The 4157-nt window shown below is 46.6% G+C and carries 3 protein-coding genes; 2 read left to right on the top strand and 1 reads right to left on the bottom strand.

The features are described from left to right. Positions 1-92: 92 nt before the first annotated feature. Positions 93-770, bottom strand: coding sequence for a hormogonium polysaccharide biosynthesis acetyltransferase HpsU (gene hpsU / locus QUB35_RS38550; RefSeq protein ID WP_333148295.1), 678 nt, complete (start codon positions 768-770; stop codon positions 93-95). Positions 771-825: 55 nt separating this feature from the next. Between hpsU and QUB35_RS38545 the strand changes: the two genes are divergently transcribed. Together QUB35_RS38545 and QUB35_RS38540 are read left to right on the top strand one after the other, a co-directional pair. Next, positions 826-1794: a cation diffusion facilitator family transporter gene (locus QUB35_RS38545; RefSeq protein WP_333148293.1), complete on the top strand. Its 969-nt coding sequence runs from the start codon at positions 826-828 to the stop codon at positions 1792-1794. 700 nt (positions 1795-2494) lie between these two features. Further along, positions 2495-4157, top strand: a 1663-nt coding sequence (locus QUB35_RS38540) for a DUF4347 domain-containing protein (RefSeq protein WP_333148291.1), incomplete at its 3' end; no start/stop codon positions are given.

Below are 4157 nucleotides of genomic sequence, written 5' to 3'. Positions count from 1 at the left end.
CGCCCGTCCTTTTTGGACGGGCGGGACGCCCATCCCACAAACTTGTGGAAGTTATTTAATTCTCATTCCTTAGTTTCCGGGTACAATGTCTATTACGAACTTTTGTTAATTTCTCGCTGACAGCGGGGACGACAAGGTGTTCCTGTGCAAATAAAGCCTGCCGGCATATTTTTAAAGACGCTGCTGCGAGCTCCAATTAACGCATTTGCACCGATTTCTACACCAGGGCCAATGAAGCAGTCGGCGGCAATCCAAACGCCGTTATTAACGATAATAGATGCTGTGATTAAGCCAAAGGCGGGGTCTTGAGGGTCATGAGTGCCGGTGCAGAGGTAGCTTTTTTGAGAAATGACGCAGTGTTTGCCGATCGCAATTCGATCGAGACTGTACAATACAACATCATCTCCGATCCAACTGTAGTCTCCGATTGCAATTTTCCAAGGATAGGTAAAACGAGCCGTGGGGCGAACGATCGCACCCCGACCTATTTTCGCTCCAAATAACCGCAGCAAGCCGCTTCTGATGCCGTTAAAAGGGTGTGGAGTGAGAGGAAATGCGATCGCCTGGACGAACCACCAAAGCAAAATTACCCAAGTAGGCTTTCCTCGATCGAACTTTGATTGATCGTACTTCCGCAAATCAACTAAAGATTCGCCTGTCAAAGTATTTGCGTGATTGTCGCTAATTGGGCGATCGTTTATTTGAGAATTTGGGGAATTTGCGCTCAAATTTTCCGGATCTTGGTGCGGATTTGGTATATAATCGGTCATTGATAGTTAATTTAATGTTTAATTTAAAATCGAGTTTAACCTTAAGGACTGCTGCATGACATTTCTAGTTAGGGACAATTTTGACTCGGAAAACGCCAAGGATATCGCACAATGCGAGAATACAAATCCCAGAATTGGCAAAGTGCGACTTTTACAAACAGCATTGGTACTGCTTAGCAGCTTTTTTGTAGCAGAGTTAATCGCCGCACTTAATTCTCATAGTTTGTCCCTATTAGCAGATGCGGGTCACGTCTTTTCAGATGTAGCAGCTTTAGCAATAACTTTGACAGCGACTTGGTACTCGTCACTTAAACGCAAAAGTAAATCGGTGGATTGCGCGATCGAATTGAGTTCGGGTACTATTCTTAAGAACAGGCAAGATGCCTGTTCCACAAACAGTGAATTTGATTGTGGGGTGGGCATCCTGCCGGCCCGTAAAAAGCTAGTATTGAGATCGGGCAGTATTCTTAAGAACAGGCAAGATGCCTGTTCCACAAACAGTGAATTTGATTGTGGGGTGGGCATCCTGCCCGCCCGTGGAGAAATCATTGCTGCTTTAATTAATAGTATCAGTTTAGTGGCGATCGCCCTTTGGATTGCCGCCGAGTCGATCGGCCGTTTGCAGTCCCCAACCCCCGAAGTAGAAGGGCTCCCGATGTTAATTACCGCCATAGTCGGTTTAAGCATCAACTCGATTAATGCTTGTTGCTTGCATTCCTGCTGTCACGGCGACTTGAACCTCAAAAGCGCGTTTCTGCACGCAGTTGCAGACATTTTTTCGTCGGTTGGAGTAATTTTAGCTGCGATCGCCGTAGCGTGGCTGCACTGGAATTGGGCTGACGGTTTAATTAGCTTGCTAGTCTCTGCATCAATTATTTTATTAACTCTACCATTGCTAATCGAAAGCCTCCAATTGCTGCTGGGAAAAGTATCAGCAATATCCGCAACTCAACCGCCTTGTGATTGCGAAAAACTGAGCGCCGAAAAATTGCTTTTTCCATCCCTCGAAGAACTCATCAAATAACATCTCTTCATCTGCGTATATCTGCGTAGATTCCCTGAGATATGCAGTTAAAATACCTAAGTAATTAACAAGGGCGATATCTAGATTGTAAAGATAGCGTAAACCTTATTATGTCCTCATGGCAAAGATCCGACTTTTCCGACTTTAAGATCCGACTTTTCCGACTTTACAAAGGCAGGGGCCCGAAGCAATGATAGAGATAGGGAAAGTGAACCCACGATGTCTAGATTGTAAAGATATCGTAAATCTGGATGTTGTGTTGCGAAAGGTTAAATAAAAATATGTTATAAAAGATATGTCTGTGGTATGATACATTTAAGTTGCATCTAATGTTTTGGGAGCCCATTCCCCCACGAGGCCAGTGAAACCTCACTTCATATCAGGACTACCCCGCTCAGGCTCTACTTTACTGGCTGCACTACTACGACGACAAAATCCCCGGTTTTACAGCGCTATGACTTCCCCTATTGGGGGCCCAAGCCGATCGAATGTTGTCAGCCGTGAGCGAAGACAATCAGTTTTCCACGTTTATTTCCCGTGAAAAAGGCGAACGGGCTAACAATTGTACCGATCAATCGATTTGAGCAATAAGACTAATAAATTATTCAGTCCTATGCAAGAGCACTTAAGCTTTGAGGCGGGGGTTTCAACCCCGGCCAGACTTGGATGTAAACGATACATATAAAGGATTTCAGCAATTATGAACTTATCAACTATGAACAAGCAAATTATTTTCGTAGACTCCTCTGTACAAGATTATCAAAGCCTGATCCAAGGCATCGATCTCGCTCAAATTGTGATTTTAAATGAAAATTCCAGCGTGATCGACCAAATTACTAACGCCTTGGCAGATCAAAAAGATATTGAAGCAGTTCATATAGTTTCTCACGGCAGCGAAGGCAGTTTAAAACTCGGTGCTGACGTACTCAATGACAATAACCTAGAAACTTTCAGCGATCGGCTAAAACAGTGGGGAAATGCCCTGACAGCAAATGGCGATATCCTACTTTATGGCTGCGATGTAGCAGCCGGAGAAGTTGGAGAAAACTTCGTAAAGCGCCTGAGTGAAATCACAGGGGCAGATGTGGCAGCATCCACCAACAAGACCGGTAATGCAGCACTAGGGGGCGACTGGGAATTGGAAAAAACAACAGGGGCGATCGAAGCCTCCCTTGCCTTGTCCAGCGAAGCAATGGCAACCTATGCCGATGTTTTAGCCTCACCCGTTCAATTTAATCTCACATCAGTATTCGATCGCGATGTCATTATCAACTACACGGGAGGAGTCACAGACACCCTACAAGGCGAATTGGGTAACGCAGCGGGAGGGGCTAGCATAGATACCTTAATCACTCAGTCCTTTGCAACCTTGAAAGGCGGTGCTAGTGGCAATGGTTTACCCGACAACGGCTTTTTCGCAGCAAATGCCTTCCGTCCCGACGTTCAGCTAGGCTACAACAACACCAATAACGGCAACAACGCCAAAGTTCTTACAACTAACGGCACATCCTTTAACTTTGCTGTTACGCCCAACCAGTATTCACAAATCCACCTGTTCGCCACCAGTACAAATGGCAGCGCTGGGATGCAGGTGACATTTAACTATAGCGATGGCACTACTGGGACAGGCACAGCCACAGTAGTTCCCGACTGGTATGACGAAATTACCGAAACATCGTCGAGTTACTATCTAATCGACGGAATGGATCGAAGCAGTGATACAGCAGGAAACGGTTATCAGAATGCCAATGATCCGGCCCTATTCGGGTTCATGTTTAATCCTAACCCAGCCAAAACGCTGCAGAGCATTACCCTCAGTAAAACAAGCGGTACCAGCGTTGATAATTATCTGGGAGTTTTCGGAGCCACAGGTGTTTTAGCTGACATCACACCGCCCACCGTCAGCCTGACTTCGGCCGCCGCCGCCACCGTCACCGCAGCGTTTCCCGTCACCGCCACCTTCAGTGAAAGCACAACCAACTTTGTCGCCAGTGATATCACCGTCACCAACGGCACAGTCAGTGGCTTTAGTGGCACCGGCACCACCTACAACTTCACCGTCACCCCCACAGGGAGCGGCACAGTTACAGTTAACATCCCCGCCAATATAGCTACGGATGCCGCCGGCAACAACAATACAGCGGCCACTGCTTTGACGCGCACGGCTGACACCACAGCCCCCACAGCCACTTTCACCCCCGCAGACAACGCCACCAGTGTTGCAGTTGCTGCTAATTTAGTCGTTACCTTGAGTGAAGCCGTACAAAAAGGCACTGGCAATATTGTCATCAAGAAAGTCTCGGATAACTCAGTTGTAGAAACCATTGATGTCACCTCAGCCAATGTCACTGTTACTGGTAGTA

The organism is Microcoleus sp. B13-B6, assembly GCF_036705405.1.
Classification (GTDB): domain Bacteria; phylum Cyanobacteriota; class Cyanobacteriia; order Cyanobacteriales; family Microcoleaceae; genus Microcoleus.
The sequence above is the reverse complement of the archived record's forward strand: the minus strand, read 5'-3'. Positions and strand labels throughout refer to the sequence as shown.